Origin of the sequence: Nostoc sp., from assembly GCF_036916975.1 — a bacterium.
Lineage (GTDB): Bacteria > Cyanobacteriota > Cyanobacteriia > Cyanobacteriales > Nostocaceae > Nostoc.
Map to the genome: position 1 here is coordinate 20,303 of NZ_JBALFF010000050.1, position 23,844 is coordinate 44,146.

Sequence of the window (23,844 nt, forward strand, 5' to 3'; positions counted from 1 at the left end):
AGTATTGTCAGCTAAAACACATCTAATTTAGATAACCAAATTTCATTAGTAGCTTTACCAGTTTCGCCATCCGCCTTTGGGTGCAACTTCACTACTTGTAGACTTCAATCCATGACTTTGTAACAGAGTTTGATATTCTGTACTGCTTGCCCAACGGTCGATTTCTCGCGCCCGCAGTACTGGCACTGGATGGGTTAATTGGGCTGTGCGGGCAGCTTTGACCATTTCGCCTAGTTCGGTCTTGCTAATATCATCGTAAGCGCGGGCTTGGGCAACAAAGGCATCGAGATTCAGTTGTGGCGCTAAGGTGGGGGAACCACCTGCCAGTTTCATCAATACTGACATAACAACTTTGGGGTCTTGGGTTGCTAGTAATGCGGCGCGATCGCAGGTAAACTCAGCACAGCGTACCCATTCTAAAAGCTGTGCTTGTATCGCTTGAGCAACGAAGGTTCCAACATTGGGAACAATCGCCGCAGCTAATATTAATAAATTTACAGGCGTCAAATAAACGCTATGGTCACACTTGAGATGCCCCAACTCGTGGGCAATTACTGCCTGTATTTCCTCTGGTGTGAGGATATCAATCAGGGATGTGTGTAACACAACAAACGGCTGCTTACCCCGCACAGCAAAAGTATAGGCGTTGGGAGCCGGATGTTGCCGGACGTATAACTGGGGAGGCTCTATATCCAGGATTTTACAGGCATCTAACAACAGCTTGTATAAATCGGGCAGTTGCTTTTCACCTACCAGAATGCTGGAGGCAATATTTTCTACATAAAAAACCTGCTCTGCCATTGGCCCTAGCCAATTTCGCACCAACATATCTATGCCTGGTATTTGCTTGAGCGTTTTGGTAGCTTCCAGGTCTAATGGATGACGAAATGAGTCAGCTTTTAAACCAATTAGCGGGGTTTTAAAGAGGGACATAGTACAGCAAGCTATAAAAAAACACAACTATGGAATCTGGCTGATTAAATAAACAGCCTCCCACAGTTAGTATAACGATTTAACTAGGCTGGGCAGGGGGAGATGAGGGAGATGGGGGAGAAATTACCTCATCCGCCTCATCCACCTCATCCCCCTTGTCCAGATGTTAGTTTCAACCGATCAAGTTGACAGGCTACTGATGCTGGCAGCGATTTCTGAATCTGCTGATGCTTCGCCCACGCGGAGGATTTTAGCGCCCAATTGCTGCAACTTCACATCGAGTCGATCATAGCCGCGATCGAGGTGCTGTAATCCTTGAATTGTGGTTTTTCCTTCTGCCGCCAGTCCTGCTATGACTAGCGCTGCTGATGCTCGTAAGTCTGTACCTAATACTGGTGCGCCAGACAATTTCGGTACTCCCCGAACGAAAGCAGCGTTGCCTTTAACACGAATGTCTGCCCCCAAGCGATTCAACTCTGAGGCATGACGCAAACGATTTTCAAAGACAGATTCGTTAATCACGCTGTCGCCTTCGGCCAATGTCAGCAAAGCCATGAACGGCGCTTGCATATCTGTGGGAAAACCTGGATGGTATTGAGTTTCAATATCCGTTGCCTTGAAAGTTTCCGCAGGCAGAATGCGTAAGTGTTCTGGCTTGTCCTCAATTATCGTTACCCCAATATCCCGCAGCTTGGCAATCACTGGTATAAGATGTTCTGGAGCTACTGGCGAGAGAAGAAGTTCGGAACGAGTAATTGCTGCTGCTAGTAAAAACGTCCCAGCCTCAATGCGATCGGGTATGATACTGTAGTCAACAGAATGCAACTTGGGGACTCCTTCGATAATAATCCTGCTTGTCCCCGCCCCCTTAATCTTCGCTCCCATCGCGTTACAGAAGTTAGCTAAATCAACTACTTCCGGTTCTCTGGCAGCATTTTCGATGATCGTTTCGCCCTCTGCTAGGGTAGCCGCCATCATCAAGTTTTCTGTCGCTCCGACACTGGCAATATCTAAGTAAATCTTCGCACCTTTTAATCTCCGGCTGCTGCCAGGGACGTAGGCATTACAAATGCCATGCTCAATCTGCACCTCAGCCCCCATTGCTTGCAGTCCTCGAACATGCAAGTCAACTGGTCTTGCCCCAATAGCACAACCGCCTGGTAACGGCATCTGCGCTACTCCCAATCTTGCCAGAATGGCGCCAATGGCGAAGAAACTCGCCCTCAGTTGGGTAACTAGTTCGTAGGGAGCTTTAGATGTTTTAATTTCGCTGGCGTTAATGTCTAAAATATCGCCTTGCCGCGTTAAGCTTACACCCAAAGCCAATAACACCTGACCCATCCGGTCTACATCCGCCAATAAGGGGACATTGCGGATACGACAATCGCCCGGACACAGCAAGGCTCCAGCCATGATTACCAGTGCTGCATTTTTTGCCCCGCTAATTTTCACATGACCCCGCAAAGGATGCCCACCCCAAATTTGCAAGACTGAGGAGTCTGCTTCTGGAGCAATTTTGGCATCTGGTAAGCTGGTAGAAGGATTGATAAGCCTACCTCCAAAAGTAATACGTATTTTATATGTTTGAAGTTGGTTTTGATTCTACAGTAAAGATTCAAATTGTCCACGTTTTAGAGCAGCAGATTGCATAAAAAAATTATTTTTTGGTGAATAATAATGGTTAAAAACCATCAACAGTAAGCATTTTGAGCTTTTAAAAAATTTAACAAAAATGAACGAACAAGTAGTAGTTTTAAGCTAAATTAAATACTCAGTAAAATAACTTAAGTGATCTCTAAAAATCAATGCTGTACTGTACTGTTGAGTTAATATTTTGATTTGACCTAATTTCCTGAAAAAGTCCTTTCCAGTTTGAGAGTCTTAAACGAGACGTTATGCTTTTACTTGACAAAGGTAAAACATAACGCAATAATAGGAAAATTGTCGATAAAGACGAATGCGAGCGGAACTGGCGGAATTGGCAGACGCGCTAGATTCAGGTTCTAGTGCCGCAAGGCTTCCGGGTTCAAGTCCCGGGTTCCGCATATTATCAAGTTAGGAGTTAAGAGTTTTGAGTTGAAAGAAAACTAAATTAACTCCTAATTCCTAAATCCTAACTTTTTGATGTTGACGAGTTTACAAAATTCCCTAGTCAAGCAAATCCGCAAACTGCACTCCACCAAGGAGCGGCACAAGCAGGAGTTATTTTTATTAGAAGGGACGCACCTGTTAGAGGAAGCTTGTGCGGTAAATTACCCACTAGAAACAGTGTGTTGTACTCCAGATTGGCAAGTAGCCCACTCCTCACTCTGGGAAGAAGCTTATAGCCGATGCGATCGCGCCGAAATTGTCAGTAAAGAAGTGTTGGATGCGATCGCTACCACAGTCCAACCGGATGGTGTGGTTGCAACGGCAAAACGAAGCAAAGGGCAAACTCAACTACCATTTACTGGTATAATGCTAGCTTTAGAAACGGTGCAAGATCCCGGAAACCTGGGTACAATGATTCGCACTGCTGCTGCTGCTGGAGCATCCGGGTTGTGGGTAAGTGGAGACAGTGTAGATTTAGACAGCCCGAAAGTTCTTCGGGCTTCAGCAGGGCAATGGTTTCGCCTAGCAACAGCCGTAACCGAAGATTTAAAAGCGACAGTACAACAAAGTCAGCAGGCAGGAATGCAGGTAGTAGCAACCTTACCCAGTGCGACTTTAACTTATTGGGAGGTGGACTGGCGCCAACCCAGTCTGATTTTACTGGGAAATGAGGGTGCTGGATTGTCGGCAGATTTAGCAGCGATCGCAGACAAACAAGTAAGGATTCCTTTGAGTCCTGGGGTGGAATCATTGAATGTAGCGATCGCAGCTGCTTTAATGTTGTACGAAGCTCAGCGTCAAATGAGTCAATAGTTACGAGTTAGGAGTTAAAACTCATAACTTTTCTTTAGTTTTTGTTATTTCTTCAAGATATTGTTCAATATCAGCAACTGCGTCCTCAAGAGCCGCTAAATCAATATCTGTCAAGTCTTGATCGAGTTCGACTTCACTGAGACTACTACTATGCAGTTGTGCTTGCGGGATTTCTTCATCCTCAGTTGAACTTTCTTGTAAGATATCCTCCAATTGATCGAGGGATTCTTGAAATACTTGATCGGCGACGCGGCGCTGTTGTGGCTGACTTTGCTCCATAATATTTACTTGAAAATCCTGATTTACTAAGCTAATTTTGATTGCAGTTCCTACAAATTTAGATTTTGCACTTATAACATCATAGTTGTGTATTCTTGCTTGTCGGCATTACTTGAGGAAAAAATCAAACCGCAAGGCGAGAGTCATTAGTCATTTGTCATTAGTCTAAGAGAAAGCACGCCCACTCTTTAGAGGTTGGTTTTTTCGCCCAAAAGGAGTGAGGTATATACCAATAACTCTTTATGAATCATTTGTTTTTCATTAAAATAATTAAGATTTATTAAATGGAGAATAAAATTCATTTTTAGCTTGTAACACCTGGGTTTTGGATTTGCAAAAATTTGTCTAATTATTAAAGACTTTAAAGATAATGATAATCAAATAGAGAAGGCGAGCGCCGCTCGCCTTCTCCCTCTCTCCCCACACCCGATTATCATTCTTATTAAGGCTGTTTTGGGTATTTTAACTGATTGACAAAAGGCATTTTATCTTAACCTCTCACCGATGCCTGTGTGTAAGTACTGTGCATGAAGTACATTTTTAAACCTCACCCCCCAACCCCTCTCCGATGCTTTGGAGAGGGGAGTGTTTGCGTGAGTAAATACGGGGTGAGGTCAGCATTATCAAGTGGGCTGATTAAAAAGCCGTTATTGAGCAGAACCGCCTGTAGTAGTATCATCTGCGGTAGAAGAACCGCTATTAGATGTACTGTTTGACTGGTCTACTCCTTTAGATGGAGTGGTTTTAGAGGTGTCACTTTTCGTACCTGGTGCAACAGTATTAGTAGTTGGACTCGTCGTCGGACTTTGTGTCGCTTTAGGGGTTGGCTGGATTGCAGAAGGCGCTTTTTCTGCGGCAGGCTGTTGGGGTGGAATAGTAATGTTAATATTCGGTTGGCGAGGTGCAGATGGAGGTGTAACCTGCTGTTGTGGAACAGGAACAGCAACAGGTACAGGCACTTCCCTGGTTCTTTCGATTATTGTCGTTTTTGTTTGAGGAGAAGCACTAGCAGTTGGACTACTACTTGGTACAGGAACCGCGACCGGCGCAGTATTATCAACGGCTGCATCATTGCGTTGGTTGAAGTACCAAACTCCACCTACAATCAAGCCAAGTAGGGAAGTAAGGATAATACCCAACAGCAAACCACGACTAGCATTGTTATTGTCACGCTCGGCTAAATCAGCTTGCTGGTAGTTACGCTCAGTATTTCGACCTTGTACGTAACCGTTACTGTAAGAGTTAGGATTAGCTGTGCTGTTCTTGACTGTTTCAGTTGTTCGCGTTAAGTCTGTGTGAATCTTACCATTAGTATCGGTGTAAGATTCTTGCTTAACTTCACTGTTTTTGCTTTCGCGTTCATTGGGAATAGACATAGCTGTTGATTTCACTCCTGAATATGATTTTGACAAACTAAAGTTTTGTAAGAACAAGAGGTTTTAATGAGCTTAAAAATTTATGTTGCTGATAAATATTGAGTTTTATTTGTTACTCATCTCTTGGTAATTATCAGGATAACCTCTGAGATTAGACAAGTGGCTCTATCTCCAGGGAGTTAATACTTAATCAAAAGAAAGATTATCCCAAAGATAGATGTTATTAAACTGTTAGGTGATGCGTTTATTAAAAGTTTCAGAATTTGCTTCAGTTTAGGACTTCCGCAAAAAGTAACTTAACTGTTAGCTTTTTCACCCGCCTGGAACTAAAGTTCTTTGGCTTTTAGCTCAAGTTTAGTGAAGTAGACTTCATATTTTTGGCTATATTTTAGTCATCAAGAGATGACTTTTGCTATAAGAGAAGGAACTTTAGTTCCTTGCGGGACATGGTTTTCACGTTAAGTTGACATTAATAAGCAATGCTGCGTCCCAATAAGCAATGCTGCGCCCCGACATTTCTTAATGGGTAAGTCCTACAGTTATCTAAATTTTTAATAAATCAGCAGCAAATCTAACTTGATTTAGTTATTCCCAAGTACAAGATTCTTTAACTCTAAGTATGTGTCGCCGTCTAAAGCGTCTTTCGGTTTGTCGTTAGTCATCGCATTGCCAAAGCTTGATTGTCATGTCTCGACTACCACTAACCAAAGTTTTGCCATCGGGACTGAAAGCGACGGAGTTAACCCAATCCGAATGGTTATCTAAAACAGATGCACCTGGTTTTAACCCCAGGATATTGTAAACATGATTTATATCGAAGCGATCGCACATACTAGAAAATCAGCAACAAATATTAATATACTTAGTATTCCCAAGCATAAGTATTAACTAACTCAAGGTATGGTGTCGCCGTCTGAAGCGTCTTAAAGTATATTCGCTTCTTATCTCCCACGCCGATTTAGCCGTAGTAAACTTTTTATCCTCTCACAAAATCTTTTTACAAGAGGTCTAGGTTTGGATACAGCTCTACCTGCACGTACATTACGCACAGCACCCGGATTTCTTAACTCTTGTTCTATTTGTGCAGCTTTATCTAAATCGGAAGCGGCTCTATATTCGTATCCCAGTTGTGAGCAAACTAGCCCACGATATTTATACGCCTCAACATAGTGAGGATTTAGACGAATGGCGTGGGTAAAATCTGCGATCGCATCTTCATACCTTCCTTGTGTAGCATTTTCTACTCCTAAAGTATAGAAAGTTTCAGCATCCCAACGATTGACAGATATTTTTGTAGGATTTTTAGGCGAAGATGAAGGTGGGTTTTCAGGAATGGGAGGCTCAGATGGACTTTCTGATTTGAGCTTGTTGTAAGCTGAGTTGATTGATTTGATTTTTTCCTCAGCTTCCTGTTTTTGCTTTTGCTCAAGAAAGCGATCGGGATGCCAAATTTTCACCAGTTGACGATAAGCTCGCTTTACTTGTGCTTGTGATGCACCCGGTTCCAACCCAAGAATTTCATAAGCATAATTGAGATCGAGGTCATCGCGCATACTGAAAAAATCGGCAACTATAACTATATAGATATATGTTAACTATTCCCCTAAATCTCCTTCAATCAACACAAACGCCCCATTCTGGTTATCACTGGGATAGTAGTAGTCGTCGCTTCTTTGAAGGCTGGTATTACCGTGTCACTTTACCAGAAATTGGGCAAACGTTCGCCTTTATGTACTCCATAGAAGATCCCATCGGCGGTAAACCCCATAGTGGCGGTGCAGCCCAAATCCTCGGCCCGGATGATCAGTATTTATGCCGTACTTTTCCTGATGTGAATAAATTTTGGGGTAGTCGAGATGTCCTGGGTTTAGGTCATTGGGGTAAAACAGATTTGCAAATTTCTCCTCTATACTTGCTTCCAGAAGAGTTTGAGCATCATGTTCAAGAGGGTTATCAAGCTACAGCCATTTTGAATCAGGGAATTATTTGCGATCGCGCCACCAATAATTATTGCCGTTGGCAGTATGAAATTCAACCTGTATACGGTTGGGGTAATCAAAATAGCATTCAGCAATCAACCGCAGGCTGGGTGTCATTTTTGCAGATTTTTGAACCTGGATGGCAAATTTTGATGGCTCACGGTTTAGCCAGTGGGAAGATTGACTGGAATGGCAAAATTTACGAATTCACCAACGCCCCAGCTTACGGCGAGAAAAATTGGGGTGGTGCTTTTCCGCAAAAATGGTTTTGGCTAAATTGTAATTGCTTTGAGGGCGAACCCGACTTAGCATTAACTGCTGGCGGTGGGCGGCGGGGTGTGCTGTGGTGGATGGAATCTGTAGCGATGATTGGGTTGCACTATCAAGGCAAGTTTTATGAATTCGTTCCCTGGAATTCACAAGTAGATTGGGAAATTCAGCCTTGGGGTAGATGGCAAATGAAAGCTACCAACTCTAATTATGAAATTGAATTGACAGGAACCACAGATTTAGCTGGTACACCTTTGCGTGCGCCTACAGAGGATGGTTTAAGATACTGTTGCCGAGACACCATGCAAGGAAAGTTAAATTTAGAGTTACGAGAAGTAAGTGGGAGAAAATCTCAAATAATCTTGAAAGCAGAAAGTTTTCTTTGTGGTTTAGAAGTAGGCGGCGGCAGTTGGGATGATTGTTGGCAGTCTCGGTAAAAGTACTGCTATAATTATATATGCTTCATAGTTGGGGTTGTAGCTCAGTTGGATAGAGCGGACGCCTCCTAAGCGTCAGGTCGTGCGTTCGAGCCGCACCAGTCCCGTAAGCAAAAAATCCCTAAGCCCTTGACTAATTAGCAGGTTATAGGGATTTTTTTCTACCGTACTAGCTGGAAAAATTACTGCATAACAATCTTGCTCAGTCATGTATCCAAAAACCGCCACGAGTAGTTGTTTTAATGAACTATGTTCAGTTTAAGTCAAGAGTCTAAGAAGGGCAGCGCGAATTGAACGCCTCAGCTAAATCCCACGTTGTAATGCGAGTCCCAAACCGCCCCCACAACAGCACTCAACTCTACGAGAGGCTTTGTGCGTTCGTCACAAAACGTAATTACGAATTACGAATTACGAATTACGAATTACGAATTATTTAATTGTCTATGAAACTCCCCGCTCTCCCTTCTCTTAGTGCCACGGAGATTTCGCAAGTTTGGAAATAGCATCAACCGCAAAATCGATATCAGCCCGCGAAACATCTAAATGAGTGACTGCCCGAATAGAATGACCAACGGCTCCCATTTTCACACCACCCTGCTGTAACAGAGTGAGAAACATGGCTTTGTCGAGTCCTAGTCTTGAAACATCAAAGAAAACAATGTTTGTCTCAGGTTTTGGATCTCGAACTGTAATTCCTTCGATTTCACTCAGTCGTTGAGCCAGATAAGTTGCGTTGTCGTGGTCTTCTTGTAGACGTTCAACATGATGGTCAAGTGCATAGAGACAACCTGCTGCAACAATGCCAGCTTGACGCATTGCACCACCAAAAATGTGTTTATATCGACGTGCTTCAGAGATGAACTCGCATGTACCCGCAAGAACAGCACCGATTGGTGCGCCCAGTCCTTTAGTAAAGTCAATCCAGACAGAATCAACACAGCCAGCAAAATCCTTGGCTGAAGTTTGAGATGCAACAACTGCATTTAAAAGTCTTGCCCCGTCCATGTGGGTAGCTAAACCTTTTTGACGGGAGAACTCGCAAACGTCTTGTAGTTCATTAAGCCGCCAAACCGAACCCCCTCCAAAATTGTGGGTTTGCTCTACACACAATAAGCGGGGAATTGCAGAGTAAAGGTAAGGAGCAGTTGCGACTCTTTCAAGTGATTGAGCCAGAGCATCGACTGTAAAAATTCCTCGCTCGCTTGCAATCGGTTCCATCAGTACACCAGAAGTCATCGCTGCCCCCCCCGATTCAGCCCGAATAATGTGTGCCATCTGTTCTACTAGCACCACATCAGCAGGACGAGTATGAGTCTTGATTGCCACAAAGTTGCAAATGGTTCCACAAGCAAAAAAAAGAGCGGCTTCTTTGCCTAGTAAATCTGCAACCCGTTCTAGTAGTTGGTTAACGGTCGGATCTTCTCCTTTTTGCTCATCTCCAACTTCAGCAGTGGCGATCGCTTGTCGCATCGCCTGTGTCGGCTTTGTTTCAGTATCGCTTGTCAGCAGAATCATCAGCACTCCTAGAGCAGGTATATAATAGTTTATTTAATGCTCATTTAGTCAAGTTTGCGTTCATTATAAAAGTTGTATTCTACTGATGTGAAAACTGCTATCAATAACACTCAGATTGCCTTTACAATACTAGAATGAAAAGGCAAGCCTGATGAGCGTGGTTATTTGGTTCTAATCGCATCCAAAACTTTGGCTGACTTTTCTCCAACAAAAGTATTATTCAGCATCGTATGGGAATCATCAGTTGGGCCTACATCAGAATCAGGATGATAAATAATGATTTTTAAATAATTATCAATCGCACTGAAGCTATGTAACTTGTTTTCTGGAAAACAGAAGACCGTTCCCGCCTCCATTTTGAACGTTCCTTCGTCCACCTGACAAGTTCCACTACCCTCAGCGACAAGCCCAATCCGTAATGAGGGATGAGTATGGGGAGTTTGCGATACACCTGGAGGAACGTAGAGGAAATTCAAGCAGGGCTCTCCACGTCTTAAAGGATTAATCAGAACCGTTGAAGAACAGCCATCAATATAATTCAATCGCCCTAATGGTTCAATAGGCCCCCCAATTGTGAAAAGTCCAGTGTAGTTGAGTCGCGTTGCCACCAAGACTTGGGCTGAACCATCTAAAGAAAAGTTCCCTGGAATTGCCGCAAAGCAGTTTTTTCGCAATAAGAACTCTCCGTTACTGCTGTTGAGGGTAACTTCGCCCTCTGAAACAAATAGAAAGTGCGTGTCTTTTTCACTCTGATTAACTTTGATAGAATTAATAACCCAACTAGCACTCGATGGATGGCCCGCCATCGTGTAGTCAAGTTTTGTCGCCTCTAGGAATCGCTGACAGTAAAACTTTTGGCAGTCCTGCATAGGAATGCTAAATAGTTCGGACTCAAGAGAAATGTTTTGGGCTTGTTTTTGTAATGGCGTTTCGGTTATGTGCTGCATAATCTGTCTCTGTTATTTTTATTACCTTAGTTAATAGCTGGGAAAAATCGATTTATTGCTTATAGGAGAGAAGGAGGCGAGCGACTATCGCCTCCTTCTCACCAAACACGATTATCATTCTTATTCAGAATGAGCATTTCTACTTATTGACAAAAAGCGCTATTGCTTAAAACCTCACAAATGTATTTAGCCTGGGTGTTTATACTCCTTTTTTGTGAAGGTATTGTTAGATACACCCATCTTACATGAGCCAATGCATATTCTTGCGGCAATTACTGATTCTTCAAAATCGCTTCACAATAACTTATCAAAAAAAATCGGTATTTACACACAGTTCCGATTAATTAAATTGCTGGTAGTAATTTACTTTACTAGAAAGAGTTACTAGTTTTGAAGCCGTTATATCGCTATAGCACAGGATGGAAGCCATGTTGGGTATGAGTTGAGAGCAAACCAAGATTTATTAAAAAGCAGCTTGCAAGTAACTCTATTTCAAACACAGAGACTTTCTCATGCAAAAAGTCTATTGAGTTGAGCGATCGCTCTTGGCATTGTTGGGGCGATCGCGCATTAAACTAGTGGCAAGCAATAAATCAATCGTGTTGATAAGCTGTTCCACAAATAAACTTGCATAACTAGGGCGGGCTTTTCGGACTACCCCACAAGAGTTTGATTTAATCTGATTATGCAATTTAGATGTTTTTTAGCTTATTAACACACGTACAAGCATAAAAATTTTAAACAATTTAACATTTAATTCAGTAAAATAACGTAAGCTACTGAGTATTTTTCAGATGATAAATAAATAGGGAAAATACTCAAATCGAGCTACACGTTAACTAAATAAAGCGTGTTTGACTTCTAAATTATGAATTCTGCTGTATTAAACTTCATCAGCATTTATTCCAAGCTGTCTCAAACGTTCTGCTAAACGCTGGTTTTTTTGCTGTTCTTGTTCTAATTGAGATGTTAATAACTGCGATTTTTCCTCACCAGTTAGTAATAAATTTCCTTGTGTATCCCACCAACGCAACCAAGGCGCTGTAGTATTTCCATACTGTCCTTGCCAAATACCCAATTCGACACCCATCAAAGAAATCTCATAGTGTCCACGTTCGTTAGCTGTGAGTTGCTGATACCTACCATCAACTAAGTGATAAACCTCGATCGCAGCTTTGCTAAATTCGTAAATGCCATAAAAAGGTACGCGGATTGCTTGCTCGTATACCCAGAATTTACCAGTCATTGGAGTATTATCTCTTTCTTCTGAACCATTAAGAGAAGCAAATTCCAGTACAATTAGGGGAGCGACATATTCTTGCCACAACACATACGAACGTCGAAACTGACCATTTAACATAGGTGCAACATTCGGGACGTAAAACCAATCGGGTGCTTCGGCACCGCGCTCAGGTGGTTCGGTCAAACGCCAGTAAATGCCACAATCTTGACCAATACAATACTGTTTATCTGGGTGAATTTGCTGTAATACACTTTGAACGGAGTCAGTTAGAAGTATGCTTTGTGGGTGTTCTTGAAAATTTTTTCTAAAAGTCCCGTCTGACTCTGGTAACTCAGTATGGTCGGGAAGGTGAGTAATGCCTAGTTCGGACAGTTTGGCAATAGTCATTGAACTTTGGCGCGAGTGAATCGGCTTATTTATCTTAGCACCGCTCCGAACAAATGGTTGGCGGTGGGTAGTTTAGCGTAGGCGCAGCCCGCCGCAGGCATCGCGCATCAAATGTGGCAAGAAGACAACTAGAAGAAATTTCTTCATTGCTAATTAGCGACTCATTGCAAAAATCTGTTCAGCCGTTAAGGGAATGTTCGGAAACAATCTAGAATCAATTCGATCCTCGCCTCGAAACACCTTCGGGGGTAAATACTCTGCACCTTCAAGTTGGTATATTGTAATGGTTGGCTGCTTGGGAGAACCAATGAACCGAATGCCACCAAAAGCAGCATAGTCCACAATGATGTACTCAAACACGCCCAAGTCTTCTCTTCGAGACGCTACGCGAACATATTCAGCAAGTTTTGTCAGATAGTCGTCCTTCCAGTTGTTGCTAACAACCTCAATGATTCCAGGTGGTGGAATATATGCAGCAGCAGAACTAGAGTTAGTTTTCATCCTTTGCCATTCAACTTTTGCAAATATGACAATATCTGCTTTCCGGCTTTTTTCCTTTTCTGGTGGTGCTATTTTGAGCCGAACTTGCTTGGACTGACGCGACACGTAAGGCAGGTCATTTTCTTGGCAGTGATTTTCTAAGTAGGTACACAGTCGCTCGATCAAATCCTCATGATTTGCATTTGGTTCTGATAATGGCATGGGAATCCCATTTAATAGCTCAAACTCTCTGCCTGAACCATCATCCCAGGCAAGAAACTCTTCAAAAGTCAGTGGTTGTGTGACGGTTGCATACATCGCCCTCGCTCCCTTGCTGACGGGTACTTCACTCAATGCTACCAAGATGTACAGCTAAAATAGTGCAAAATATGGAAAATAGAAATGCAAAAAAGCTATTAGCCAAACACTTCAACATTAATATGAGGACATAAGAACGCTTGAACAACAAACACACTATGCGAATTACACCTGATGGTCAGATTAGCATCCCTCTTGAAATCCGAGAAGTACTAAACATTTCTCCTGATGTAGAATTAGCGTTTGAAATCGAAGGCGATCGCCTCTACCTCAAGAAAATACAACCTACTGATAAAATCTCAACCTGGATTGACACCATGCGAGGTTGCGCTGCTGGAAACCTCACCACTGACCAAATCATGACCCTCACCCGCATCGACGATAATCGATGACCGTCTTGGTAGACAGCAACGTTATCCTCGACATTCTTACCAACGATCGCAACTGGTTTGATTGGTCAGCCCTTCAACTGACAACCTATGCCCGTCAAGACCAACTTGCCATTAATCCCATCATCTACGCTGAGATTGCCATCGGCTTTCCTAGAGAACAGGAACTCATCACTGCATTGCCGGAAGATATATTTCAACGTCTGCCTTTACCTTGGGATGCGGCATTCCTAGCAGGTCAAAGTTTTCTTAACTACCGTCGTCGTGGTGGCGCAAGAACCTCCCCATTGCCTGATTTCTACATTGGTGCCCATGCTAGCACTGCTAATTTGCCTCTCATTACCCGCGATGTCAATCGCTACCGCACCTACTTTCCCAACGTTAGGCTCATTTCACCTGAATAGCCATTAAATTGAACCAGCAAACACATTAGTACAACAAGGCAAAAGTAAAATCGATAATCAAATAGGCTATCACCTACTAGAACACAAGGCGCGTTCGCCTCTGGCGTTGGCGGAGCCATCGCTTTTCATTACCTTCTGATTAGTCTGTAAATAATCATGTAGCAAATTGCAACCCTGCGTAAGCAATTTTTCCAGTTGGATATCTGCCAAATTCTGGAAAATTACTGTACCATTACCACTACCGACAGCCAGAGTCTTGCCATCATTACTAAAACTAACGCTGGTTAACTCTTCTTTATCACCTTTCAAAGCAATCAGTAACGTCCCTTCTCGGTTCCAAATTCTTACTTTGTCATCACTGCTAGCTGCCAAAGTTTTACCATCCGGGCTAAAACTCACACTGATGAAACTATCGCCATCGCCTGTAAGATTATTTAGCAAATGGCCGTCGCGGCTCCAAATCTTCACCGTGTTATCAATACTAGCTGAAGCGATCGCCTGACTATCAGGTGTCCAAGCAACCCCATTTACTCGGCGACTATGACCAGTTAAGTTGTATAGCAATTTACCATCTAAATTCCAAATTTTTACTGTTTTATCATCGCTGGCTGAGGCTAGCAACTTACCATCTGGGCTAAAACTTACCCAATTCACCGCATCTTCATGTCCTTGCAAGGTGTTGAGCAGTTTACCGTCTCGACTCCAAAGCTTCACTGTTTTATCTTTACTAGCCGAAGCAATTACTTGACCATTAGGCGACCAAGCTACACTCAAGACGGTATCTTTATGACCCTGTAATGTGTTGAGCAGTTTACCGTCTCGACTCCAAAGCTTCACTGTTTTATCTTTACTAGCTGAAGCAATTACTTGTCCATCGTGGCTGAAACTAACGCCCCAAACTTCACCCTTATGCCCCGTGAATGTACGGAGTAGTTTACCGTCTCGACTGAAAAGTTTTATAGTTTTGTCTCGACTTGCTGCTGCTAAGGTGCGATCGCCTGGGCTAAAACTGATGCTAGTTATCCAGTCATCGTTATTAGCTTTGGGCTTTCGCTGTAACACATCGTCCAAATGCCAGAGTTTAATAGTTTTGTCTCGACTCGCAGAAGCCAAGGTGCGACCGTCTGGGCTGAAGCTAACGCTATTAACCCAATTATTATGTCCCTTCAGGGTTCCCAGCAACACACCCTCAGAACTCCAAAGTTTGATTGTCTCATCGGTACTTGCGGAAGCCATAAGCCCGTAGGGCATGGCTTCGCTTACCGCTTTCCCATCGCGCCTAAAAGTGACGCTGGTAACTCCACCACTATGCCCTGATAAGGTTCGCAGTAGCTTACCTTCCAAATTCCACAGTTTGATTGTCTGGTCTAAACTAGCAGAAGCGATAGTTTTACCATCGGGCGACCAAGCTACACTTAAGACTGCATCATCATGTAAGAGCAAGGTTTTAAGCAGCTTACCATCCCGATTCCACAATTTCACCGTCTTGTCAGCACTCCCGGAAGCAATGGTTTGTCCATCAGGCGACCAAGCGACACTTAAAACTGCACCATCATGTCCCTGTAAGGTTTTGAGGAGTTTACCATCCCGGCTCCACAGTTTCACCGTCTTGTCGCTACTCGCCGAAGCAATAATCTGACCATCTGGGCTAAAACTGGCACTATTCACGACACCCTGATGCCCTAATAGAGTAGCAAGCAGTTGACCGTCTCGACTCCAAAGTTTTACCGTCTTATCTTGACTGGCGGAAGCAACGATTTGACTATCTGGGCTGAAACTGACGCTATTAACTACATCTCCATGTCCCGATAACGTTTTAACTAAGCTACCATCAGGATGCCAAAGTTTGACTGTAGTATCCGCACTGGCTGAGGCAATTAAAGAGCGATCAAGGCTAAATGTAACACTATTTACCCCAGATATATGCCCTTCTAAGCGGTTATATTCTTTTAACCCAGAAACGGCTTGATATAGCGCCGTCTGTACTTCCTCTCTGGTATTGGAATCTACCCAGATTATTTGTTGTAATTTTCGCCCTGCTTTTAAAGCTTCTTTTAAAGCATCAATACCTTTTTGGGATGCAAATAAAGCTTCACTAGATGCACTGAGGGTTTTAATTTCGCTATCTACTGCTGTGACGATGGAAACACTTAATCCTAATATGGCGAGAACAGAAGCAGTAAGTGCAATTTTTAATGAGCGATTTAATTGAGCTTGACTGAGCCTTTGTTTCTTTTGACTTTCTGCGAGTTTCGCTGTTAATTCTTTTTCTTTAAGTTCAGCTCGTAATTGCTCAATTTCTAACTGACTCAATTCTTCGCGCTTGTGTAATTCGCGTAATTCTGTTAATAAATCCAAACCCTGTTGCGGATGAGGATCTACCAATTGCGATCGCTGTTCATTTTGGCTAAGTTCACTCTTAAGTCGTTCAATCTCAGCTTGGCTCTGTTCTACTTTGTAGCGCAGCTGGTTAAGTTGTACCTGTAAGCTCGATTCTTGTTGTTGCAAATAGCGAATCAAGTCTACTAAATAATCGTGAATCAGTTGATAGCGTTCTGGTACATCAGGGAATAGTACCACTAAACCGGAGCGGACTAAAATTTCTAATACTAACTCTAATTTACTAGCATCTTCTAATTCTGCTAGTTGTACCGCTAACTCAGCCCGAGTTTTAAAAGGTCGATTGTTACTTTCATCTGTTAATAAATATAAGACGAGTAAGGCGGCTCGTTCATTTTCTGGGCCGCAGTCTTTAATTAATTCCTTCAGATATCGCTCGATGAGTTTGTTCGGTCTATATGGCTGATATTCTTCTAGTGTAGTAATTCGCTCATCTTGAATTTGCGCTCCCACAACTTGCAATTCAATGGGGCGGACTTCTCCAAATCCTGTGGATAAATCTTCGACTAAGGCATCAATTAAAGCCGGCTCTAAATTAAACTGCGATCGCTCTGTTAATTTTCGGATAATTGCTTTAGCATATTCTGGTGAAAAATTATTTAACTGGTAGCGAATATGTTTGTCAAGAATATTATTATTAATCGCTTCTAGTGCTGAAACATGTTTAAAGTCTAATAAACGATGTAAATAATCTTCTCGCAAAGAAAGAATAACTTTGACAAAGGGTATATTCAGGCAGTCGCTAATAAATTTATCAAATTCTTGCTTTTGATTGCGATCGCTATAACCAAAGAAAAATTCTTCAAACTGGTCAAAAATTAAAACTGTGATCAGATGGCGATCGGCATTTTCTTTTAGTTGTTGTAAAATTCTCAGGATGGTAATAGGTGTGGCATAGGGTAATTCCGGTTCAATGGCTGCTTCTGGCATGATATCAGCGTAGATGGCAAGAGATGCGTCATTAGACATCGCCTCACTTAAAGATTTTTCTAATTCCCGGGCCCATTCGGTGTAAACTTGCAGTACTACAGGTACAGCTATTTGATCGCCAATAGCTCGATTTTGCAGCGCTGGAACTAACCCCGCAGTTACAATAGAACTTTTACCCACCCCTGATTGACCGTGAATCACCGTCAATTTTCGATCGGCGCGGCTAATTCTGCCAATTAAGTTATTAATATCACGCTCTCGCCCAGAAGCGGCAATTTCTAAAGCAACGCTGCTACTCCCAGAAGGTGTCATCAATGCTGGGTTTGTCGCCTGTCTTTGCGGTTGCAAGCGTCCCGCACCGATAAAAGCCCGAAAGCCATACTGCTGCTCAACAGAACGCCGTTTCTGGCGAATGTAATAGGCTTCCAGATATCGCCCTTCTTCAAAATAGAGCGATCGCAGTGTCCGCAATAAGCGAATATAACGATGGGCATCGTATTGATGGGCGCTGCTTTCTAAGGCTGCGGGTAGTTCTTTTGTCGCCTTGTCTAAGTATTCACGAGCTACTTCCTGCTCACCTAAATTTCGCTGTGCTTTCGCTAAAACTAAATAGTAAATTTGCCCTAACAGTAATGGAAATAAACAGTTATAAGGGTCATTGTGCTTTTGCGCCTCACCTAATTTCAGCAGTGATACGTGTGCTAATATACTCGCCTGTACCCACCGCGACTGCTGCACAGCCACTTGGGCCAGAAAACCGTAGTCACAAGCTAATTGGATTTGACTACCATAAGTTTGATGCAACTCCAGAGACTTTTGAGCAACCGTCTGCAATTCTTGCCATTCTTGCAGATATTGCAAAACTTCAGCGAGTTGACTAATAAATCCAGCAACTATATCTGGACGACCAGCCACTTGTAAAATAATCAAGCACTGCTGAAAATAAGATTTAGCTGTGTACCAATGACGGCGATTTTCTGTTTGATTTTGCTCTGCTCCCCGGCAATAACACAGCCCAATATAAAACAGCAAAACTCCCTGTCGCAGAAGTAGTCGAGATGGGCGATTAGGAGGCGTAGGCGAAGAAAATGCTTCCCCTGCTTCCCCTGCTGCTTCATCCCCCGTCTTCGCCAACTGCTGCCAAACTAGCAAGCTTTGCTGAAAATGGTTTAAAGCTGGATGAATGCGATCGCTAATATAATCATCTAGACCAAAAACAAATTCTAAACTAGCGTGTAATTCTGGCTCTAAGGTAATACCACGATTGTGCAACTCTTTAATGGCAAAGTGGAGTTCATAGCTATGTTCCCAGACTTGCTCCACAGTGAAATAATGCTTTGCAACTTGAGGAGGTTGATTTTGTGCAGTATCGGTTGGTAACACCGTCGCAAATAAAGAGTCAGTTTCCTGTTGCAAAAATTGCAGCAATGATTCAGTTGTCATCTCAAACCGAATCGGTGTCGCCGCCCAACTAGCGAAATCTGGGGCTAAACGGACTACCTTTTGCAACACTTCCTCATTCATCCACACAATCATGGGAAATGGGTGGCGTTTGCGAAATTCATCACGAATATGATTGATCGAGCTAAGTAGATCCTCAAGTCCATCTACTGACTCTAAACCCAAAATCATCAACGCCGATGGCGGATTTTTTTCGGTTAGCAGTTGTAAATGAATACTTGTGTAAAGACTTCTAGCATTATGCGACAGAACTACCTTTTGAATTCGGTGTACTCCTGAAGAGAGTTCTTCGAGTCGTTGCAGCATTTGCTCTTGCAAAACTCGATAATTACAGCACACCAAAACCAGGGAGAATTGTCCGCTAGAAAGGGCAATTGCTCTCCCCAAACTCCGTAGAGCACGCTCATTAGCGGCTCTTATATCTACTTGTGCGTGTCCTTCCATGATTTAAATTTGTCCGTCTCTGCTAAAACTGGGTTGACGGCAAACCAAGCTCCTTGATGATCGCGGTATTCAAATACAAATAGACTTCGCAAGAGAGCGTGGTATTCTATATCACCTCTAACTCTCTGTTGTTGCACCACCTGAAAGATTAATTCCCACTCATGAGGATCGATGGCGTTGGCTCGGTAATCCCGTTGTCTTTGAATCACCAACTCTACACAATCTCGATCAAAGGGTGGATCTTGTTCTCGCAGACAGTCAAACAGCAACCCTAGCAAGTCGCGTACATGACCACCACTAATCAGGCACAATCGATCTAAGGTTTTCAAACTATCAAACACCTCTGTAATTAAGCCTAACCGATCGCTAGGCAGAATGTCTGGAAAGGCTCTAGCTAACACCATTTGCTGCATCATTGCTAGCCCTTGGCTGAAAATCTCCCCAGAGCGCAAACGTACAGGTATCATCGGTAAAACTTTTGGTGCGACTCCTCCCCCTAAACGATGCTGAAGTTCGGCGCTATCGTTGGAAAAAGTCAGGGCTAAGGGAATAGTGTAGACTACATGACAATTTAGTTTGCGTAACTGTTCACCCCGCTCAATAAATAAGTATTCTGGTAAAGATCGCCCCGATGGTAAGGGTCGAATTGCGACTCTATCCAAGTTATCAACAATCACCACCAGTCCTTTTTTACCCCTGGTTTTCAGTTCTTTGTTGGCACGTTCTAACAATTCTTGATTAATTGACTGTAAAATATTTGCTGTTCGCGGTTCTAGATAATCTCTTAACCGCCGCCGCAATTGGGGACTTTCTTTAGTTTTAGCGGTAATTTTGGCAATCCCTACAGACAATTCTGCTTCTACCCCAAGGTCAATTGGGGTCTGCAAGAAATCGACAATTTCACCAAATAATTTGGTAAAGTAGGTAGGTTTGAGCCTAATTTTCATTGCTTCTAGGCTTTGACTCACTTGGCCTGCGATCGCCAACAAAATATCAGTCACATCCACATCTGCCATTTCTAAGACATGGGTAGACTCAAAGTAAACTACATGAAATTGCTCTACTTCTAATTCAGCTTTCAGCCGCAACAACTCCGTTGATTTTCCACAACCGAGATGTCCTGTAAATAGTTGACAGGTTGGGGCATCTGGCGATATTCTAGCGATGGTACGCTGCAAAGCTTCAATGATTTTACCACCCCGCACCGCAGCAAAATCGATATAGTACCTGCGATCGCTGGCATTTCCTATGACTAGAGGTCTGCTCGGATTGCAAGCCTGATAAAATCTTTCTAAATCTAGGAGCATAACTAATCGAGTTCACTTAAGAATAGGGATGACAAAATTTACTAGCTAAATATATTGGTTTTAGGGAATTGATTTCTTAATTTAAGTACATCTCACTCAAACTACTAACTAAACTAGCAGCATTCAGGATAATTTTTCATATATAAGTTATGTGTAGCACATTGCAATGCTGATATTTGATTTAAAGTAAGCAGAAATACTACTATAAGTACAAATAGCAAAAATACCCAACCTTAAATAAGGTACTCTTATGAATATTAAAAATATCCAACACAAAAAAAGGTACTGTTAAGTACAATTTTCTAGTGTTTTTGAATATAGAGCTTTGTTACAGCAATTTTGAGCTTAATCTCCTTGCTAAATCATGATTTTGTTGATGAAACAGATCCTTTTGTTGATGAAAATCATGATTTTGTTGATGAAACAGATCCTTTTGTTGATGAAACAGATCCTTTTGTTGATGAAAATCATGATTTTGTTGATGAAAACCATGATTTTAGTAACAACAGCTTTTGAATTCAGGGTAAAGACCTCTGAAAAACGGGAAGTAATTTACAAACCCATTGAGTATAAAATAACGCGATCGTGCAGCTTGTCGGGCAAAATATGCTTCAGCACAGATCCAATTTTGGCATCTAGTCCAACAAGATAGCGTGTCTTGGGTTGCTTTGCAGTCAGCGCATGGACAACAGCCTGAGCAACAATATCCGCAGAAATTCCCCTAGATGCGATAATCTGCATTTTCTCACGGACAATATTCATCGCCTGTCCGTAGAGATTGTGTGCCGTTTGGGATAGATCCTGCTGTGCTATTTCAGATTGACTTAGGGACTTTTCCCAGATTGGGGTAGCGATGGAACCAGGCTCAATAATCGAAACCGAGATTCCCCAGGGGCGTAACTCCATCCGCATTACATCGGTGAGTGCAACGAGCGCAAATTTAGAAGCATTGTAAGCGCCCAGGAACGGCGCAGGGCTTCTACCAGAAATGGAACCCATATTGACAATTCGACCCCGATCTTGGCGTAATAGACCAAGAAATGCTTGTGTCACTGCTAATTGTCCGGTAACATTAACGTGCATCTGGTGCTGAAATTCTGCGATCGCTAATAATTCCAACGGGCCTGGGACAGCAATTCCGGCATTATTCACTAACCCTAAAATCCCCGCACCACCGACTGCCTTTGTTACCTGATCAACCGCAGCTGCGATCGATTCAGCCTCAGTAACATCTAGAAAAATCGGAATCAGCCTTTGTGACCCTTTTTGTTTAAGTGTTTGAGCATCAATCTCTTGACGCACGCCAGCAAAAACAGAGAAGCCCAACTGGTCTAAAAGCAAAGCACACGCCTGACCAATTCCTGTTGATGCTCCTGTAACCACTACTGTGCGCTGATTTCCTGCAACCATTAACTCTCTCCGTATTATGATGAAATTACTGAAATTACCAATTACGTTAGCGTAGCGGTAGCATTAGGGAAACGGTAGCGTTAGCAAGTCCACAAGCGTCATTACGAATTACGAATTACGAATTACGAATTACGCATTACGAATTAGTATCAATCTCTGCAAGTACCAGCGCGAAGACAATCTTCGGTTTGGTCGTCTCTAGCCGATATTTGCCACAAGAATTTGTCTAAGTGAGAATTTGGGCTGTAAACGACTTGAGCAGTTATTATCGCAGGCTGGTTTTCGACAATTGACACGTCGCTACTATAAGTATTGCCTAGTTGAGGATTGTATAAATACACAGGCAATGCCATCAGTCCAATGCAAATTGTGCGATTCATAACACCTCAGCTAAAAATTTCCGATTACGCTATGTATGTATAGATACCATCTTAATCAACCGGATTTCCAAAACTGAGTATTGTATGATGTTGTGTCAATTTACTCAGCGCTACTAGCCGCAGAGACGTAATTTCTAAATTATCGGTTCCACTCTTTTTTTAAGTTAAACATTGCCTACAAGATGGCTTACTACTAATTTATGCAGATGCAACCCGAAAAAACAGGACAAAAAACTCACAGCATTCAAAAACATATCTTGCTAGCTGCATTCGCCAGATAAAATAATGAAGAGTGCCAAGTCACCGAAATGCTCGATGACCGACAAAAAAAAGATACAAGCCCATAAATAAATTTAGGGGATTGTTAATTTTGAATTTTGAATGAGTGAATTTTGAATTCGGAGCGAAGCGACGTGACGCCTTCACAAGACGTAGATACTGTAAACGTTCCCAACATCGACTCGGAAGAATATGGCAACTCAGACACCAATCCTCTCGATGAGTTGCCAGGTGAAGTTGAAATGTCCCTTTTCGACCACCTAGAAGAGTTGCGGCAGCGCATTTTCTATTCGCTGATTGCTGTAGCGGTGGGTATTATTGGCTGTTTCTTTGCCGTTAAGCCGATTGTCCAGCTACTTGAGGTTCCCGCACAAGGAGTCAAATTTCTCCAACTTGCCCCCGGAGAATATTTCTTTGTCTCCGTCAAAGTTGCAGCCTACACTGGCATCATACTTACTAGTCCTTTCATTCTTTACCAAATTATCCAGTTTGTGCTTCCAGGACTAACTCGCCGGGAACGCCGGATACTGGGGCCTGTGGTTTTGGGTTCGAGTGTGCTGTTTGGAGCGGGGTTAGCATTTGCCTATTTACTCCTTATCCCCGCAGCCTTGAAATTTTTCATCAGCTACGGAGCAGATGTTGTTGAACAACTTTGGTCAATTGATAAATATTTTGAATTTGTGCTGCTACTGTTATTCAGCACTGGTTTAGCATTTCAAATTCCGATCATCCAACTGTTGCTCGGTAATTTGAACATTGTCTCGTCTCAACGAATGGTTTCTGGTTGGCGTTACGTAATTATGGGAGCAGTAGTTTTAGGAGCCGTGCTTACACCTTCTACTGACCCTTTAACTCAAAGTCTTTTAGCGGGAGCAGTTTTAGGGCTTTATTTTGGTGGTGTTGGACTGGTTAAACTTACAGGTAAATAAGGATATTCCAAAAAATTTCAACTTAGTTGAGGAGTGCATTTAGTAAGATCCTAACCACTATTTCCAACTCTTCGGTAACACGATAAATGTTGATTGCTTGCTCAATATGGCGTGTCTGTCGATACAATCGGCCAAATTGCCAAACATTACCTGTTGTTACCGCTCCTAATATTTCTGTTTGAGGTCACTAAGTCGGTCTAATGCGCCAGAATATTGTGGTAAATCAAGAAATTGCCGCTCGAAGGAATAGCCAAATTCAGCAACTAAATCGTCAACCGCAAACCCTAACTCAAAGTAATTACTAAAAGTATACGAGCGATTTGGGTCTAGCAATGGTTGGCGGCTCATTTGAGTTTTCTCCAAATTGTCAATATCTTTTAGGAAGGTATTTTTGTATAAAAAACACTATAATTACTGAGTAAATTATTAATGCTAATGCAATA

The 23,844-nt window shown here is 42.6% G+C and carries 19 protein-coding genes, 2 tRNA genes and 2 pseudogenes; 8 read left to right on the top strand and 15 right to left on the bottom strand.

Going from position 1 to position 23,844, the window contains the following annotated elements; genetic code table 11:
• Positions 1 to 54: 54 nt before the first annotated feature.
• On the bottom strand, positions 55 to 933 hold the full coding sequence (locus tag V7K73_RS11250) for a M48 family metallopeptidase (RefSeq protein ID WP_334879905.1): 879 nt from the start codon (positions 931 to 933) through the stop codon (positions 55 to 57).
• A gap of 180 nt (positions 934 to 1,113) precedes the next feature.
• Entirely contained in the window at positions 1,114 to 2,481 is a 1,368-nt protein-coding gene (gene murA / locus V7K73_RS11255) for a UDP-N-acetylglucosamine 1-carboxyvinyltransferase (protein ID WP_334880059.1), read from the bottom strand.
• Positions 2,482 to 2,896: 415 nt separating this feature from the next.
• Between murA and V7K73_RS11260 the strand changes: the two genes are divergently transcribed.
• Positions 2,897 to 2,978: transfer RNA gene (locus V7K73_RS11260), tRNA-Leu, on the top strand.
• A gap of 79 nt (positions 2,979 to 3,057) precedes the next feature.
• Complete coding sequence (locus V7K73_RS11265) at positions 3,058 to 3,837, top strand: TrmH family RNA methyltransferase (RefSeq protein ID WP_334879907.1); 780 nt, start codon at positions 3,058 to 3,060, stop codon at positions 3,835 to 3,837.
• Positions 3,838 to 3,858: 21 nt separating this feature from the next.
• On the opposite strand, the gene V7K73_RS11270 is transcribed toward V7K73_RS11265, so the two are convergent.
• The 4 genes and pseudogenes from V7K73_RS11270 to V7K73_RS11285 all read right to left on the bottom strand — a co-directional run bounded on the left by V7K73_RS11270 (position 3,859) and on the right by V7K73_RS11285 (position 7,045).
• Positions 3,859 to 4,116 carry a hypothetical protein gene (locus tag V7K73_RS11270; RefSeq protein WP_334879909.1) on the bottom strand — a complete coding sequence of 86 codons (258 nt, stop codon included), beginning with the start codon at positions 4,114 to 4,116 and terminating at the stop codon, positions 3,859 to 3,861.
• A 647-nt stretch (positions 4,117 to 4,763) separates the two neighbouring features.
• Positions 4,764 to 5,492 carry a hypothetical protein gene (locus V7K73_RS11275; RefSeq protein WP_334879911.1) on the bottom strand — a complete coding sequence of 243 codons (729 nt, stop codon included), beginning with the start codon at positions 5,490 to 5,492 and terminating at the stop codon, positions 4,764 to 4,766.
• Between the two features lie 666 nt (positions 5,493 to 6,158).
• Positions 6,159 to 6,257, bottom strand: a pseudogene (locus tag V7K73_RS29825) (WD40 repeat domain-containing protein); the annotation flags it as partial.
• 176 nt (positions 6,258 to 6,433) lie between these two features.
• Positions 6,434 to 7,045: a J domain-containing protein gene (locus tag V7K73_RS11285; RefSeq protein WP_334879915.1), complete on the bottom strand. Its 612-nt coding sequence runs from the start codon at positions 7,043 to 7,045 to the stop codon at positions 6,434 to 6,436.
• 35 nt (positions 7,046 to 7,080) lie between these two features.
• Between V7K73_RS11285 and V7K73_RS11290 the strand changes: the two genes are divergently transcribed.
• Entirely contained in the window at positions 7,081 to 8,178 is a 1,098-nt protein-coding gene (locus V7K73_RS11290; RefSeq protein ID WP_334879916.1) for a tocopherol cyclase family protein, read from the top strand.
• Between the two features lie 33 nt (positions 8,179 to 8,211).
• Positions 8,212 to 8,285: transfer RNA gene (locus tag V7K73_RS11295), tRNA-Arg, on the top strand.
• A gap of 361 nt (positions 8,286 to 8,646) precedes the next feature.
• On the opposite strand, the gene V7K73_RS11300 is transcribed toward V7K73_RS11295, so the two are convergent.
• From V7K73_RS11300 to V7K73_RS11315, 4 genes are all read right to left on the bottom strand, one after another.
• The gene (locus V7K73_RS11300; protein WP_334879918.1) at positions 8,647 to 9,693 is read right to left on the bottom strand and encodes a threonine aldolase family protein; all 1,047 of its coding nucleotides are present in this window, start codon (positions 9,691 to 9,693) and stop codon (positions 8,647 to 8,649) included.
• Between the two features lie 161 nt (positions 9,694 to 9,854).
• On the bottom strand, positions 9,855 to 10,640 hold the full coding sequence (locus tag V7K73_RS11305; RefSeq protein ID WP_334879919.1) for a cupin domain-containing protein: 786 nt from the start codon (positions 10,638 to 10,640) through the stop codon (positions 9,855 to 9,857).
• 883 nt (positions 10,641 to 11,523) lie between these two features.
• Entirely contained in the window at positions 11,524 to 12,270 is a 747-nt protein-coding gene (locus V7K73_RS11310) for a Uma2 family endonuclease (RefSeq protein ID WP_334879921.1), read from the bottom strand.
• Positions 12,271 to 12,423: 153 nt separating this feature from the next.
• Positions 12,424 to 13,113, bottom strand: a complete 690-nt coding sequence (locus V7K73_RS11315; protein WP_334879923.1) for a Uma2 family endonuclease — start codon at positions 13,111 to 13,113, stop codon at positions 12,424 to 12,426.
• A gap of 113 nt (positions 13,114 to 13,226) precedes the next feature.
• Between V7K73_RS11315 and V7K73_RS11320 the strand changes: the two genes are divergently transcribed.
• Both V7K73_RS11320 and V7K73_RS11325 read left to right on the top strand, forming a co-directional pair.
• Positions 13,227 to 13,460, top strand: a complete 234-nt coding sequence (locus tag V7K73_RS11320) for an AbrB/MazE/SpoVT family DNA-binding domain-containing protein (RefSeq protein WP_334879925.1) — start codon at positions 13,227 to 13,229, stop codon at positions 13,458 to 13,460.
• Positions 13,457 to 13,861, top strand: a complete 405-nt coding sequence (locus V7K73_RS11325; protein ID WP_229470417.1) for a type II toxin-antitoxin system VapC family toxin — start codon at positions 13,457 to 13,459, stop codon at positions 13,859 to 13,861. Before V7K73_RS11320 ends, V7K73_RS11325 begins: the two co-directional genes overlap by 4 nt.
• Positions 13,862 to 13,930: 69 nt before the next feature.
• On the opposite strand, the gene V7K73_RS11330 is transcribed toward V7K73_RS11325, so the two are convergent.
• A complete protein-coding gene (locus V7K73_RS11330; RefSeq protein ID WP_442936754.1) occupies positions 13,931 to 19,096 on the bottom strand; it encodes an nSTAND1 domain-containing NTPase in 5,166 nt (1,721 codons plus the stop codon).
• Complete coding sequence (locus V7K73_RS11335; protein ID WP_334879929.1) at positions 19,075 to 20,403, bottom strand: P-loop NTPase fold protein; 1,329 nt, start codon at positions 20,401 to 20,403, stop codon at positions 19,075 to 19,077. The genes V7K73_RS11330 and V7K73_RS11335 overlap by 22 nt, the downstream gene beginning before the upstream one ends.
• Positions 20,404 to 20,757: 354 nt before the next feature.
• Between V7K73_RS11335 and V7K73_RS11340 the strand changes: the two genes are divergently transcribed.
• Positions 20,758 to 20,919, top strand: coding sequence for a hypothetical protein (locus V7K73_RS11340; protein WP_334879931.1), 162 nt, complete (start codon positions 20,758 to 20,760; stop codon positions 20,917 to 20,919).
• Between the two features lie 36 nt (positions 20,920 to 20,955).
• Here V7K73_RS11340 and V7K73_RS11345 read toward each other — a convergent pair whose 3' ends face one another.
• Positions 20,956 to 21,813 carry an SDR family NAD(P)-dependent oxidoreductase gene (locus V7K73_RS11345; RefSeq protein ID WP_334879933.1) on the bottom strand — a complete coding sequence of 286 codons (858 nt, stop codon included), beginning with the start codon at positions 21,811 to 21,813 and terminating at the stop codon, positions 20,956 to 20,958.
• 149 nt (positions 21,814 to 21,962) lie between these two features.
• On the bottom strand, positions 21,963 to 22,193 hold the full coding sequence (locus tag V7K73_RS11350) for a hypothetical protein (protein ID WP_334879935.1): 231 nt from the start codon (positions 22,191 to 22,193) through the stop codon (positions 21,963 to 21,965).
• A 413-nt stretch (positions 22,194 to 22,606) separates the two neighbouring features.
• On the opposite strand from V7K73_RS11350, the gene tatC reads away from it, so the two are divergent.
• Positions 22,607 to 23,401 carry a twin-arginine translocase subunit TatC gene (tatC, locus tag V7K73_RS11355; RefSeq protein WP_334879937.1) on the top strand — a complete coding sequence of 265 codons (795 nt, stop codon included), beginning with the start codon at positions 22,607 to 22,609 and terminating at the stop codon, positions 23,399 to 23,401.
• Positions 23,402 to 23,423: 22 nt separating this feature from the next.
• Here tatC and V7K73_RS11360 read toward each other — a convergent pair.
• Positions 23,424 to 23,749 (bottom strand): annotated as a pseudogene (locus V7K73_RS11360) (hypothetical protein).
• Between the last annotated feature and the right edge of the window lie 95 nt (positions 23,750 to 23,844).